The organism is Paenibacillus sp. FSL L8-0708, assembly GCF_038009325.1.
GTDB classification, from domain to species: domain Bacteria; phylum Bacillota; class Bacilli; order Paenibacillales; family Paenibacillaceae; genus Paenibacillus_AQ; species Paenibacillus_AQ odorifer.
The window spans coordinates 1,391,930-1,404,623 of the sequence record NZ_JBBPBC010000001.1; the positions used below are offsets into that span (position 1 = coordinate 1,391,930).

16 protein-coding genes are annotated in these 12,694 nt (G+C 50.5%); all 16 read left to right on the forward strand.

The genetic code is table 11. The features are described 5' to 3' along the window. Window positions 1-338: 338 nt before the first annotated feature. The 16 genes from NYE58_RS06300 (at window position 339) to terL (ending at window position 12,690) form a co-directional block, all read left to right on the forward strand. Window positions 339-1,436, forward strand: a complete 1,098-nt coding sequence (locus tag NYE58_RS06300; RefSeq protein ID WP_341001338.1) for a hypothetical protein — start codon at window positions 339-341, stop codon at window positions 1,434-1,436. A 1-nt stretch (window position 1,437) separates the two neighbouring features. Beyond that, on the forward strand, window positions 1,438-2,004 hold the full coding sequence (locus NYE58_RS06305) for an adenylate kinase (RefSeq protein WP_341001341.1): 567 nt from the start codon (window positions 1,438-1,440) through the stop codon (window positions 2,002-2,004). Between the two features lie 59 nt (window positions 2,005-2,063). Further along, window positions 2,064-2,423: a hypothetical protein gene (locus NYE58_RS06310; RefSeq protein ID WP_341001342.1), complete on the forward strand. Its 360-nt coding sequence runs from the start codon at window positions 2,064-2,066 to the stop codon at window positions 2,421-2,423. Window position 2,424: 1 nt separating this feature from the next. Continuing rightward, complete coding sequence (locus NYE58_RS06315; RefSeq protein ID WP_341001343.1) at window positions 2,425-2,589, forward strand: hypothetical protein; 165 nt, start codon at window positions 2,425-2,427, stop codon at window positions 2,587-2,589. Continuing rightward, entirely contained in the window at window positions 2,555-3,886 is a 1,332-nt protein-coding gene (locus tag NYE58_RS06320; protein ID WP_341001344.1) for a DNA cytosine methyltransferase, read from the forward strand. Before NYE58_RS06315 ends, NYE58_RS06320 begins: the two co-directional genes overlap by 35 nt. Before the next feature lies 1 nt (window position 3,887). After that, window positions 3,888-4,085, forward strand: a complete 198-nt coding sequence (locus NYE58_RS06325) for a hypothetical protein (RefSeq protein WP_341001346.1) — start codon at window positions 3,888-3,890, stop codon at window positions 4,083-4,085. A 111-nt stretch (window positions 4,086-4,196) separates the two neighbouring features. Next, window positions 4,197-5,780 carry a DUF4942 domain-containing protein gene (locus NYE58_RS06330; protein WP_341001348.1) on the forward strand — a complete coding sequence of 528 codons (1,584 nt, stop codon included), beginning with the start codon at window positions 4,197-4,199 and terminating at the stop codon, window positions 5,778-5,780. A gap of 104 nt (window positions 5,781-5,884) precedes the next feature. Beyond that, window positions 5,885-6,256: an RNA polymerase subunit sigma gene (locus NYE58_RS06335; RefSeq protein ID WP_341001350.1), complete on the forward strand. Its 372-nt coding sequence runs from the start codon at window positions 5,885-5,887 to the stop codon at window positions 6,254-6,256. Continuing rightward, window positions 6,256-6,915, forward strand: a complete 660-nt coding sequence (locus NYE58_RS06340) for a hypothetical protein (RefSeq protein ID WP_341001351.1) — start codon at window positions 6,256-6,258, stop codon at window positions 6,913-6,915. The genes NYE58_RS06335 and NYE58_RS06340 overlap by 1 nt, the downstream gene beginning before the upstream one ends. Beyond that, window positions 6,906-7,565 carry a GIY-YIG nuclease family protein gene (locus tag NYE58_RS06345; protein WP_341001352.1) on the forward strand — a complete coding sequence of 220 codons (660 nt, stop codon included), beginning with the start codon at window positions 6,906-6,908 and terminating at the stop codon, window positions 7,563-7,565. Before NYE58_RS06340 ends, NYE58_RS06345 begins: the two co-directional genes overlap by 10 nt. Window positions 7,566-7,697: 132 nt before the next feature. Further along, entirely contained in the window at window positions 7,698-7,994 is a 297-nt protein-coding gene (locus NYE58_RS06350) for a hypothetical protein (RefSeq protein ID WP_341001354.1), read from the forward strand. Then, window positions 7,991-8,854 carry a hypothetical protein gene (locus tag NYE58_RS06355; RefSeq protein WP_341001356.1) on the forward strand — a complete coding sequence of 288 codons (864 nt, stop codon included), beginning with the start codon at window positions 7,991-7,993 and terminating at the stop codon, window positions 8,852-8,854. Before NYE58_RS06350 ends, NYE58_RS06355 begins: the two co-directional genes overlap by 4 nt. Window positions 8,855-9,384: 530 nt before the next feature. Continuing rightward, complete coding sequence (locus NYE58_RS06360) at window positions 9,385-9,540, forward strand: hypothetical protein (protein WP_341001358.1); 156 nt, start codon at window positions 9,385-9,387, stop codon at window positions 9,538-9,540. 22 nt (window positions 9,541-9,562) lie between these two features. Then, window positions 9,563-9,721: a hypothetical protein gene (locus NYE58_RS06365; RefSeq protein WP_341001360.1), complete on the forward strand. Its 159-nt coding sequence runs from the start codon at window positions 9,563-9,565 to the stop codon at window positions 9,719-9,721. Window positions 9,722-9,850: 129 nt separating this feature from the next. Continuing rightward, window positions 9,851-10,252 (forward strand): phBC6A51 family helix-turn-helix protein, encoded by a 402-nt coding sequence (locus NYE58_RS06370; protein ID WP_076179444.1) that lies wholly within the window; start codon window positions 9,851-9,853, stop codon window positions 10,250-10,252. Between the two features lie 737 nt (window positions 10,253-10,989). Next, window positions 10,990-12,690, forward strand: a complete 1,701-nt coding sequence (terL, locus tag NYE58_RS06375) for a phage terminase large subunit (protein ID WP_341001362.1) — start codon at window positions 10,990-10,992, stop codon at window positions 12,688-12,690. The last annotated feature ends 4 nt before the right edge of the window (window positions 12,691-12,694 follow it).

Genomic DNA, 12,694 nt, shown 5'->3' on the forward strand with positions numbered 1-12,694 from the left:
TTCCTAACGGTATTCGCGCTATCGCGGATTACGAGTATGTAGTTCTTGAGCCGGACGCGCCAACTACGCTCATCCCCGACGAAGCGCTCGGCGGTGTCTCACGTGAATATCGCGAGGTTAAGCGGAAGGCGAGCGTAAGTGAACTCGTTAAGGTGACGGACAAAATTAACGGTAATCAGTTTCCGCTAGGCGAGGTCGTACGCATGACATCCGATACCCGCGCTGAATACCTCGATAAGCACGATTGGTGGGCGGTTGCCGACAGTGAATACGTTGTCCTCGAAGCCTCCGACATCCTGCGCATCGACGACGCCGACGGAGTTAACCGCGTATATCGAATGGTCGACCGTAAGGCTACGGTGGGTGAGCGCGTAATTATCATAAAGACTAACGATCTAAACGGGGACGGATACGGAAATGGAGCGCTCTTTACTGCGGATGTTGATGACGGAAGTATGTGTATCGATACTACGGACGGCGTAACGTTATTTCACGAGGAATATCGCGTACTCGAACCGCTAACCTCCGCGGAACTAGTGCCGACTCCAACGCCATTATCCGAATTACCACTCGCCGACCAATACGCGGAGAACATTACGGTGCTCACACGTAAGATTGCGCAATTAGAAGACGAGCTGCGTGTGGCACGCGAGGATATCGTTCTCATCGAAGAAGGCGTTAGCGACGATATTAAGGCGCTAGAAAAGCACGTAAACGCGCTGGAAGTGCGTATCCTAGCGCTCGAAACAGACAGCGCGGTGAGTGTCGTTAAAGTTGCGGAGGGTCACGTTGATAATATCGAGAGAGCCGCGCTGCCGACGTTCGCTAAGACGCCAAAAGAGGCGGTACTTTCGCCTCAACAAGTCCGCGACGAAGTCGTTGAGCGTGCGGTGGCTGACGTTAGTAATCCGTATAAATTCAGCGGTACGGAGATTCCGGGCGATCCTGACGGGATTTCATTCTGGCCCGAGGGCAGTCCGTCCAAAATGCACGAAGTCACGTACGTTGTCAATCGTGAGAAGCGCACAGTTGTCGCTCTTATTCGCTGCATACACGACGGGTTTACGGTACGCGGAATCGCGAAATGTGCGCCAGGCGAAACGTTCAACGCACATATCGGACGTGCTATCGCGTTATATAGAGCGCTCGGGTTAAACGTTCCGGCGGAGTATCTAACGTGTCCGCAGCCGGAGGAAGTGCGCGTCGGTGACGTGATTACGTTCGAAGGCGTTAGCGGTTACGGAACTTTATACGAGGTGCTGACGCTTGACGACCGCGGCGAGAACCTGCGCATCATTGCCGACGAGTACGCCTACAGGGTCGGTGAGGGAGCACGCGGAGGGGGATTAAACGACGGTGTCGCGCAAATTATCGATGATTCACGTGAGGACGGCGGAGTTTCCGCTGCTTCCTCCACGCTGAAAGGAGCTGCGTAATATGGCGCTGCCCAATGTCGGATTAATCGGAAAATTACGGTCGGGCAAGTCCGCTGCTGGCGACTACCTCGCGTCCAAATACGGCTATACGCAGTTCGCGTTCGGCGACGAGTTGAAGCGCGATTTCCACCGCCGATATCCGGAGATTCCACGCGATCCTAAACCACGCGCCGGCTACCAATTTCACGGACAGTTTATGCGTGAGCATTACGGAGAAGCCGTGTGGATCGACGCTTGCTTCGATAATATCCGCTACTCACGCTTATGTCCGGTAAGTGGTACGGACGCTCCCGTAGTAATCAGCGATACGAGGCAGCCTAACGAATTTCTCGCACTCCAATCCGCCGGCTACGTCCTCATCCGCGTCGAAGCACCGGACGGCCTACGCATCGAACGCGCCGTCAACTCGGGCGATACGTTCAATTACGCGGACTTGATGCACGGAACGGAAACGGCGCTCGACGGCTACGCGGCGGATTTTACCGTAACGAATGACGGGACATTGGCAGAGTTGTATGCGCAGATTGACGAGATTATGGCGTACTTAGGCGGGGATTGGCCGGAATGAGGGAGCTCGAACGGAAGTACATCGCGCAGTTTATCGATGGCAAGGAGGCGTTATCCGAGGTGGACGCCCGCGAATTCCTTGCGCTGCTGACCGCCGACCTTGACGCCGAGTTTCGAGAACGCAGGATAGCGCAGCTTGAGCGTTACTTACGGAATATTGAGCGGACTAAAGCGGCGGACGCAGAACGTGAGGAAGCGTGGATGGCGAAGGCTCGCGAAATAGTTGTGATTAAAGAGCGTTGGGAAGCGCTTGGCGCAACGTGGGAATGTCGTCATGATTGCGGAATTAGCGTAACAACGTGGAAATATCACGGAGACGAAATACTGCGCTGGTGGTCAGGCACTACGTTGGATGAGGAGTTAACGCTAGTTCGAGCGGGTGACGAACGGCTATCCGCATTGATGAAGGAGGCAGCGTAATATGAGCGTTGATGAATATCGCGAAATCTACGCTATGGGATATATGTACGGGCGGATTGACGCTATCCAAGGCGCGGACTACGACGGTCGGACTCCGCTGGCGAAACGGGAGAGTACGGAGGTGATTGCGGATGACGATAGCGAATCATTACGGCGCACTGTTTGATAACGTTAACTTAGCGTGGACTTACGAGAAGGCGAACCGCGTAGCTACGTGGGATGCGGCGGCCGCTACGGTAGGTGGTCACGCACGTAACGAAGGTATACATCCCGGAAAATTGAGCGAAGAGGAGACGGTATCCACACGCAACTATAACGTAACACCGCAATTACCCGCAAACGGCTTAACGGTAGCCGAGTTATTTTGCGGCGGCGGACTAATGGCTGTCGGACTACAAGCGGCAGGCTACGATATCACTTTCGCGAATGACTTCGATAAGCGCGCGGCGGAAGCATACGCATACAACATCGGCGACCACGTAATCTGCGGAGACATTACGTCCGACTTAATACAGGCGCAGATTCCAAACGCAGACATTATCGCAGGTGGTCCGCCATGTCAGGACTATTCGGTAGCTGGCGCTGGTGCTGGCGTGGAGGGCGAGCGCGGAAAACTCGTATGGACGTACCTGCGGATAATCGCGGACAAGCAGCCGAAAGCCTTCGTATTCGAAAACGTAAAGGGTCTCCTTACGAAGAAGCACCGTCCGACGTTCGACGCTCTCCTCGCGCAGTTTGACGAGATCGGCTACGCGATTACTTGGCGCTTAATTAACGCATGGGACTACGGAGTTGCACAGAAAAGAGAGCGCGTGTTTATCGTTGGCGTGCGGAAGGATCTTGGGCTGACTTTTGAGTTTCCGGAGCCGAGCGCAGAGGATTACAGAACGCAGGTGCTGTGTGACGTGATCGGAGATTTACCGGAACCTACTACGGAATCGTCTACGCAGAACCACGTGGGTGCTTTATTGGATAACGTAAACCCGGAGTGGACTTACGAAAAGGCAAACCGAGTAGCTTCTTGGGAGTCTCCGGCAGCGACCGTCGGGGGCCACGTAAGGAACGAGGGTATACATCCGGGCTTAGAAAACCATGCTCCGGACGCCGCTAATCCTCCATATATACAGAACGTGTTAGACGGAAAAGCTACTACGAATTATGGCACGGGCATTCCGGTAAATGACGGAAGCACTCCGGCCAAGACGTTAATAGCGGAGTATAGAGCTAAGTGTCCGAATGAAGTAACGGCCGTGTCAGGTAAACCACGTAGATTTACGGTACGCGAGTGCTTGCGCATCCAATCCGTACCTGACTGGTACGTGTTACCGGAGTCTATTAAATTATCGCCGCAGTACCGCATCGTCGGCAACGGAGTCGCATCGCGCGTCTCCTACGTGATCGGAGTCGCGCTGGCGGAGCAATTAAACGCTGTCTTAGCGCAAGACTTACGGGAGGCTGCGTAATATGTGGACACCGTTAGACGAACGCTTCCCGCCGCCGACTGAACCGCGTGTCTCCGCTAATTGCACGTACTGCGGCGGTGAGATTTACGTAGGTGATGAGCTTACACGGTATATGAACGGAGACGCTACGCACGAAGGCGATTGTGAGAACGGATATGTGGCGGAGGAACTCGGAATAACGCGGACGATTGCGGACTAAGCTTCGCAAATTTCAACGTTAGAAAAATTCGCAATAGCGGAGGTTACTACGTGCGGCATCGTTCATATAACGTAGGGCTGACGCTAAAATACGGATAAAGGGGCGATTGATTTGATATACACAGATAACAAAGACTTTTACCCAACACCGCGCAAATTGTTCGATGATCTAGTTAGAAACACCAGACACTTTAGTGGAAGAATCCTCGAACCTAGCGCGGGAAAAGGGGACATAATCCAGTTTATACGCGCTACAAGGAACGGCCGCGACGCTAAGGTAGACGCGATAGAGAATGATCAGCGGCTGGTTGGTATCCTAATGGGCGAAGGGATCAGCGTTGTGTGGGACGATTTCCTTACGTACGAAACGTATAAGGAATACGACTACATTATAATGAATCCTCCGTTCTCTAACGGAGTCGATCACGTTTTAAAGGCGCTAGAAATGGCAGAGACGCAGCTTTCCCGGTGTGAAATTTTCGCAATAGTGAACAAGGAGACGTTAAATAATGCGTTTTCTACGAAAAGACAAGAATTACTGCGAAAATTGGACGAACATGGGGCGGAGGTTCGGTATATAAGTCATGCATTCAGCGATGCCGAGCGGAAAACTGACGTAGAAGTTGCGTTAATTCACGTAAAAGTCGAGAAGGCTAACGCAGGTAAATCTATTTACGATAAAATTCCGTTCCTTAACGCGAGGAAGTCCGAGGAAACGGCTGCAGAAATAGGCTCCGTGTTATCTACTTACGTTAAACCTTCGGAGATACAGGCGAAACTCAACGATATCGAGCGATTGGTACTCGAATACGAAACGGCCTGCGAGCTAGCGCGAGATACGTTTGAGGTAATCCGTGCGAAAGCGTCCTTTTTCGGATATATTTCAACGGTAAATAAGCGCGAAGGGAAGTCGCACTCACCTCTGTATTCCATTACTCCGTATAGTAAAGAGTTTACGAGGGCGGATTTAAGTGAGGAATTGGACAAGTTACGACGCGGCTACTGGGAATTGGTCCTTGATACAGACGAATTCCGGAAAATACTAACGAATGACGCTATTCAAAAGCTTAACCGCAGGATTGAGTCGGCTAACGAAATGGAAATTAATCTCACGAATATTAGAATGCTACTTATGGCTCTCGGCGCAAACCAACGCGACATATTAATAGAGAGTGTAGTGTCCATATTCCAAAAGATAACGGACCGACACCAGACAAGCTACTCGTCAAATGTCCATTACTACAACGGTTGGAAAACAAATAGCTCCTATAAAATAAATAAGAAAATCGTTATCCCTATAAAATACTATGCATTCGATAGCTGGGATTTTAGGGATGATTACGGAAAGATCAATACGGATGTCCGCTGCTGGATTGACGATATTATCAAGGCGCTCCAAATCATTGATCCTAGCGTAAGTGGCAAATTTGTATCACTATCTTCGAAAGAGTTCGAAAACGAAACGCTACGGTTTAAGATGTTCGGCAAAGGTACGGTGCACGTTTGGTTTAAGGACGAGCAGTTACTTTCGCAGCTTAATTATATTTGTGGAAGTCATTTCGGATGGATACCAAGCGAAGGCGAACAAGCCCGAAGTCCAGAAGCCCGCGAATGGGTAGCGCGAGAGTTTGGTGATATGGGCAACGTTACATTATTACAAGAGGTGTCCGATTGTGGCGGATTGGAGGCGGCCTAACGGTCAGTCAAGCTTGATATAGAATAGAAGGAACGCCAATACAACGATAAAAGGGGCGGATTACTATCGGATCAGTAAAAATTGACGTAGACAAAGGCGCACGCATGTACGAAGTTAAATACGCATTGAACTCGGCGGATGGCGTTAAAAAACTACTTCGCGATCGCCATCATATAAGTAGCGCACGTTTTCAATCTGGCGACTATAACGCCGTAGATATGTTGGTCGACTTGAGTAGCGCTATTAATTCGGCGGGGCTCTCGGAAGTTCAGGCAGAAGTAGTTGCGTGGATATCCGGAGCAGATATGACGCAGCAACAGACGGCCGAGATCATGCATGTAACTCGCCAGGCAATTACAAAAGCTTACGAGGTGGCGTGCGAAAAAATAGCGGCCGTCTACCGCAAATGGGAATATGGCGAGGTTTGCGTAGGCTACCTGCTAGAGGACGAAGACTACGAAGGGGAGGCGGCTTAATGACGAAAACCTATCGGGAAGATTTCGCAACGGCTGTCTCTACGATGGAGTCCACGATGTGGTCATCGTTTAAAGCGGAAGGCGCGCCACCGATACCGTTTATTTACGGAGGGCGTACGTTTGACCTGCGTAAAAGAGATGAACGCGGAGATGCGGCTCGTGTTGTTACGGACACTTACGTGAGGGAACACGCGGAGTTTAATGACGCGGCTATGAGTAGATACCGAGAGCGCGGAGGTACTGGCGAGGGTCCTGCGGTCGTATTGACGGATGCCGCGCTTCTTGAGCGTATAGCTAACGTAATCCTTTACGATGAGATTGCGGACGAGAATCCGTATAAATCGCAGCATAACGAGTATCCGATTATGAGCGAGATTCAACTCGCCCGAAGGCGCGAAGGAAAGCACCAAGGCAAGCGCGAAGGCGTCTCCGCGCGAGAGGTAGCGTTTGGGCAGGCGTATTCTATCGGAACGGACGGAAGGAGCTACGCTGAACCTATCCGCAGGGAGCGCTCGAATAAGGAAAATATCTTTATGGACGAGGCGACTACTTCGCGAGTAAGAGAGCAGCGCGGGGCGTACGCAGACTTCATCGCTGAGAAGCCCGTAGTCACCTATGTGATGTCTCAGGCAGAAAGGGAGGCTAGAGGATGGCAGTAGCAATCACGATGCCTACCGACACCCTGACGATTCCTATTGCGGACGTCGGGAGTGTCCTCGAAGCGCTGCGGTTTCGTCCGGGAGGAGTATACGTGTTCTATGACGGGCTCGGCGAGTGCTTATACGTCGGTCAGTCGAAGACACTTCCGGACAGACTGCGCAAACATCTAACGTCTTCTCCCTTCGCACATGAGATCGCCAGTGTTACGCTCTATTTCGTAAGTGATCCGTATGCGCGAGAAATATACGAGACTTACGCGATCACTACATTTAACGGCAAGTATAATCGAGCGAAAAAGTTCGAGCAACGCACGGCTAATCCGTTGGTCAGCGAGGAGATTGACGAGGCGTATTTCGAGATAGACGAGCTTATGCGTGAAAAGAACGACCTTGATGCGGCCATTAAGGATATAGATGAGCGACACATAAGGAGACCGCCGCGTAGAAAAATTAACCGTAGGGGATACCTTACTCGGAGATACTTGGAGTATTTAGCGGAAATATCCGAGCGCACCGATGAGGAAAGGGCGGAGATGTGGAGGGAGCAGCGTGAGAGAAAAAGAATGGTGAGGAGGTTGGTAGAAATCGAGTCAGAATATCGAGGGATTAAGGATAAAATAACCCGATTATTACGAAAATTAGCTGTTTAAAAAGTTGCTTTTTATCGGGTTTCTTATCGGGATATATGTAATCCTATGAAGGATTTTTCGTTCTTAGATCGCGCTGTCTCAGGCGGTCTTTTTGCGCGTTTTTCGTAGTTAATCGAATAGGAGGCGTTGTAAATGAGCGATAATATCGCTGAATTAAGCGTTAAGGTTAACGTAGTCGATATCGCGGAAACAATCCGCGGACTTAAAGCGATCCAGCGCGAGGCTAAGAAAGCTACGCAGGCGTTGCGGGATTTAGAAGCTGCGCAGAATGAGCGCGGACTAACGTATGAACAGCGTCTTGAGGCGGCCGGATCGATTGACCTGCGCGATAATCACCGCATTGTAACGCACGCAAACGGATTCCAATCCATCGTACCGATCGATCCTACGAAGCTATTTAAAGCTACGCGGAAAGAGGTGAGCGAGTGAGCACCGCGCAAATGTACACCGCAGAACACATCGCATTTACTGGCACAGGAACCGCATTTGATCCGGATACAGGCGAGGCGTTAATCTACGCGCCAGCCGATACGCATAGAGTCGTTAGTATAGCGCGGTCTGATGCGCACCAAGCACGCGAGGAATATAAAGGCCGCCAACGCGATTTTACGTTCTTTGCGATGGAGGCAGCACACGAAGTTATATCCGTACTCACAACCGCGCAATGCGGTTATTTGCTCGTTCTGCAGTGTTACGTCGACTATACGGATGGGCGGCTACTAAAAGGCCGCAAGCAACCGATGTCGACCGCGGACATGCTCAGCGCGTTGAAATTGACACGTAAGCGGCAGACGTTCTACGACTTCCTGGCGCAATGCGTTGAGCACGCGATTATCCTACGCAATGAGGACGAAAGCTACAGCGTTAATCCGCGCTATCACTTCCGCGGCGCTACGCAGAACCGCGCGGTTATCCGCTCATATACCGCTAAAGTACGGGAAATTTATCGCGAGGTTAACGCGGCGGATCTCGGCCTTATTTACCGCATGCTGGCGTTTGTCCACTACGGAACGAACGCGCTATGTGCGAATCCGTTCGAGAAGGATGCGCGCGAGATACGCTGGTTCAACGGTAAGGAATTAGCGGATGCGATCGGCGTCCATGAGAAGACGCTGAGCGGCCGTTTATCACGTTTGAAATTCGGAGACGAGTACGTTATCGCGCGCTTGAAGATTGGTAAGGACGTAACTAAATACGTGTTCAATCCGAATGTGTTTTACCGGAAGGATACGGAGCCGGACGATACGCTAATCGCGATGTTTAACGTCAACTACAACGCAAAAAGGTAGCCTTATTCGTACAAATACGCGAAAAAGGTAACGTTATTCGTACACGCTAAAATGCCGTTCCGCCGCGTAGTGGTGAGGCTTGGCGGCGTTTGGTGCGTGAAATTATATCTTTAATCTTGTACGGAGATTAGCGCACAGACTACGTTAGGAAACGGAAACTATCGGTAAAAACGCGAACATGCGCATTTAAGCGTTCGTTCCATATACTGCGGAGTTCACTTTCGGAGAAGAACGCTCCGACACTGCGGCCGAAACCGTGCCTTGTGTAACTATTACCTAACCTCGCCGATCTTTAATAAAAGCTTGAGCGCAGTTAAATAACATGTTCCGAAGGCGCGCCAGCGACAAGGGATTTAGCCGAACTTTGGCTGAATCAGCACTTGACCTAAACCTTTGTCTGATAGATACATGAAGCCTATTCATCGAAGTATCTCATGTAGACAACACAAAGAATAGCGCGGATGTTAAAGCGCAGTTAAGCGCTAAGCGAACGCTAAGTAACTACGTTAGTATAGCGGAGGGATATCGTAATGTTAATCACGTCATTAATCGTAATTGCGTATTTACTAGTCGGATTGTGTTTTCATCCTTATGCGCTAGATTGTCCGCTATGGATACGCGTAGTCATTCATGCGTTATGGCTACCGTTAGTTATCGGGTTATCTGCGTTACTTAGATTCGGATAATGAGCGGAGGGATAACGTTAATATGAGCGTTGACAAAGCGCTATGGTACGTTAAGCAGTTATTACCGCTTATGTATCGTACAACATACGGAGAAGACGGTAAGTGGTACGCGGTTACCTGGCGGATGTGGTTAGGTAGATGTTACGCTATTGAGCGATATGAGCTCGCAGATCAACCGTAATACATAGCGCTGTTCTTACGCTTTGCCCGAGCGTATGAGCAGCGTTCTTTTATGCGTCCTAATAGCGCGGAAGTATAAACGTTAGGGTAGCGTTAAGAAGCGCTAATACACGGAGAGGAGGCGGACATTATAGCGAAACAATTAACGTCAGAACAGACGCTTGCGATCGAATGGTTAGCGAAGCCACGTAAAGGCGGTAAGACATACGAAGAGATAGCGTCATTATGCGGGGTAACAGCGCGTACGCTTGAGAACTGGCGCAAGGATGCAACGTTCGAGGCGGAGTTTAAGCGTGCGATCATACGTGATAACAGCGCTAAGTTACCGGAGTTGGTCGACTCGTTGAGTACGATTGCTATACGCGATGGTAACGCGGCTATGGCGAAGTTAGCGCTACAGATTAGCGGTATGCTTACGGATAAGGTCGAGGTGGACACGAAGATAGACGGTGGGACTGACGTAGATGCGCTAAGACAGCGTATTGAGGCGTTGAGACAGCGTAAGGTGGATGAATCCGAAGGCGGCGAGTAATTGCGCTATATAATGAAGGAACGCGAATAGCTACGTTTCGGATTCGTTCGGATGCGCCTATTTAGTCTGCACGGGTCGCCTGACGCGTACCCTCCGGAAACTTTCGGACTTCACCGTAGTACAGCGAATTAAACGTTGCATAAGCGTTGTATAAACGGAGGAATGTGCGCTCAATTAACGCTGCATAAACTGGAAACGGGGCACTGCGGTAAATGGCGTTAAGCCGCGTGGTTACAGCGTTTATTGCGCGTGGGTACTGGTAAATGTATATACGTTGCATACGGGGCGTTTATGCACTGCGTACGAACCGCGTAGTGGTGCGGGTTGGCGGCGTTGACATCTGCATCATATACGTATTTTGTGCACATGTCTTGCATAAAGGCTGCATAATTTAATCTTTTTTATTTACTTCGACGCTTTAGTGCTGTAAAGCCCCAACGCCCCAGAGCGATAAAGTGAATTCTGGTGCTACATAAATCCGCGTATCAAAAATAACGTTTGGGTTTCGGAGCATCAACGCAGCCTCACGTAATTTCACCGTTAAATCACCGTCGAATTAGCGCGCCTACCTCTTTCCGAGTATAAGCGGAAGGGTCACGTAGTTCAAGCGCTAATTCAACGGTAATTTACGCTTAAACGGAAGGGAGGCGATATCTATCGCATGGATTGACGGTAAATGGAACGGACGAGACGCACGTAACGCAGTAATCAGCGGCATTAACGGACTCATTGATTCGTTGGCTGGCGTAGATATCGCGTCTCTTTCGGAAGAAGATCAGCGCTTAATCGACGAACAGGTCGCGGAACTTGAGCGCTTAGAGCGTATTAATCGATGCGAACGCGATCTACTCGAATTTTCATTAGAGTATTTCTCGGAAGCGCGCAATCCCGGAAATGATGGTAATTGGGACGGATTCGATATCGTAGACATATCGGAAGCGCCCGATTTTCACCGTGAAATCGCCGAGATAATCGACGATATATCTAACGTTAACCTTAACGATAAGGTAGCGGTCGCAGCGCCCCGTTCTCACGCTAAATCAACGTATTTATCGAAGGCGGAACCTTGTCGCGAGATAGTTTACCGCAAACGTAAATACGAAATCATCATATCTGAGACGCCGGCAGTATCCAGCGCTAACCTCGATTGGATCGCCGCGCAATTAAAGAGTAACGCGAAGCTACGGGCGGACTTCGGACCGTTATTATCACCGAAGCAGCAGGAGAATCCGAAAGATAACAGCTCGGAGTTTATTGCATGGGAACCGCGCGAAGACGGAACAAAAAAGCTACTCACGAAAGTCGAAGCGGCATCAACGGGACAGGCGTTACGTGGACGAAACTGGAATGGAGTACGCCCGGACTTAATTATCTGCGATGACCTTGAAGACATTAAATCTAACGCGGCTACTCCGGAACTCAGGCGTAAGCTCAAGGACTGGTTCGCGCAAACGGTGGTACCTCTTGGAGATCCCCGCGGAAAGAAGACAGCGTTTATTTACATGGGAACAACGGTGCACCACGAAGCGCTACTTGTTGACGTGCTATATAACCGCTCAGACTTTAAGAGCCGCGTATATCGTGCTATTAAGACCTGGCCGGAGCGTATGGACTTATGGGAAGCGTGCCGACTCGTATACAAAGATCCGGATTTACCAAAAGAGCAGCGCGTCAAGGATGCGCAAGCACTGTACGAATTGAATCGAGCCGAAATGGATCGTGGAGCCGTCGTATTGTGGCCGGAAGCACAGCCAATATGGACGCTCATGACGTGGAAATGGAATAACGGGAGTAAGGCGTTTAATACGGAGTACATGAACAATCCGATTGATGAAGAGTCGATGATATTCAATCCGGAGTCATTCACGTATTGGGATGGCGGACAGTTAAAAGACGCGCTATCACAGTATCCGCGACCGGCCGATGCACTATACGATATATACATGGGCGTTGACTTCGCTATGGGTAAAACGCGCGGTGACTATAGCTCCATTGTGACGATCGCACGCCACAAAAAGACCGGAACAAAATACGTAATTGACGCGTTCGGCGAACGGATAAAGCCGGACGCTTTTTTGCGTGCCATCGTCGAGAAGGCGCTACGGTTTCAACCGAACGCAATCGCAGCGGAAGCGCAGGCGGCGCAGGAGTTCTTCGTAACGCAACTTAAGACCGCGCTTAAGACTGCGGGGTATCCGGCGCAAACTCGCGTCAAGGAAATATACCAACGTTCGCGTAAGGGGCTGCGGATTGAGGCGTTAATGCCGGCGGTTGAAAGCGGAGAAATCCAATTCTCACGGAAGCACGCGCTTTTACTTGAGCAATTCGAAATGTATCCGACAGGAACGCATGACGACCTCCCGGACGCTTTGGAAATGGCGGTCAGCATCGCGAAAACAGGACGCAAGAAGATACGCAATAAACCATCCGGAATGTAAACGA

What these genes read in the sequence shown, in the direction of transcription:
- NYE58_RS06360 (WP_341001358.1), top strand. Translation starts at nt 9,385, where the DNA reads ATGTTAATCACGTCATTAATCGTAATTGCGTATTTACTAGTCGGATTG.
- NYE58_RS06345 (WP_341001352.1), top strand. Translation starts at nt 6,906, where the DNA reads ATGGCAGTAGCAATCACGATGCCTACCGACACCCTGACGATTCCTATT.
- NYE58_RS06325 (WP_341001346.1), top strand. Translation starts at nt 3,888, where the DNA reads ATGTGGACACCGTTAGACGAACGCTTCCCGCCGCCGACTGAACCGCGT.
- NYE58_RS06335 (WP_341001350.1), top strand. Translation starts at nt 5,885, where the DNA reads ATGTACGAAGTTAAATACGCATTGAACTCGGCGGATGGCGTTAAAAAA.
- NYE58_RS06305 (WP_341001341.1), top strand. Translation starts at nt 1,438, where the DNA reads ATGGCGCTGCCCAATGTCGGATTAATCGGAAAATTACGGTCGGGCAAG.
- NYE58_RS06320 (WP_341001344.1), top strand. Translation starts at nt 2,555, where the DNA reads ATGACGATAGCGAATCATTACGGCGCACTGTTTGATAACGTTAACTTA.
- NYE58_RS06315 (WP_341001343.1), top strand. Translation starts at nt 2,425, where the DNA reads ATGAGCGTTGATGAATATCGCGAAATCTACGCTATGGGATATATGTAC.
- NYE58_RS06340 (WP_341001351.1), top strand. Translation starts at nt 6,256, where the DNA reads ATGACGAAAACCTATCGGGAAGATTTCGCAACGGCTGTCTCTACGATG.
- NYE58_RS06300 (WP_341001338.1), top strand. Translation starts at nt 339, where the DNA reads ATGGTCGACCGTAAGGCTACGGTGGGTGAGCGCGTAATTATCATAAAG.
- NYE58_RS06365 (WP_341001360.1), top strand. Translation starts at nt 9,563, where the DNA reads ATGAGCGTTGACAAAGCGCTATGGTACGTTAAGCAGTTATTACCGCTT.
- NYE58_RS06350 (WP_341001354.1), top strand. Translation starts at nt 7,698, where the DNA reads ATGAGCGATAATATCGCTGAATTAAGCGTTAAGGTTAACGTAGTCGAT.